Below are 271 nucleotides of genomic sequence, written 5' to 3' on the forward strand. Positions count from 1 at the left end.
GGTGAGTTGACAGGCACACCGGTCGTACACCTGTACGGCCGGTTCTCCGTCGAGCCGAAAATGTCCGCTACTTCGCGAAATCGACACAGAGCCAAGACTTTCGGCAGCGGCTGAGCAAGAGTAACGTGGGGCTCGCTTCTCCAACGGATGGGGGAGGAACCGCCCGCCAGGAACAAGGAACGATCCATGCGTCAAAGGGACCTGAAATTCACCTTCGTCGTCGGCGAAGGGAAACTCGCGTTCGATGTCGTCGAGTTCGAACTGGAAGAAG

The 271-nt window shown here is 57.9% G+C and carries 1 protein-coding gene; it reads left to right on the forward strand.

Annotation, left to right across the window (positions count from 1 at the left end):
* Positions 1-186: 186 nt before the first annotated feature.
* Positions 187-271, forward strand: an 85-nt coding sequence (locus tag HMPREF2581_RS33855) for a hypothetical protein (RefSeq protein ID WP_371914912.1), incomplete at its 3' end; no start/stop codon positions are given.

It is taken from the genome of Pseudomonas sp. HMSC057H01, assembly GCF_001836405.1.
GTDB classification, from domain to species: Bacteria; Pseudomonadota; Gammaproteobacteria; order Pseudomonadales; family Pseudomonadaceae; genus Pseudomonas; species Pseudomonas aeruginosa.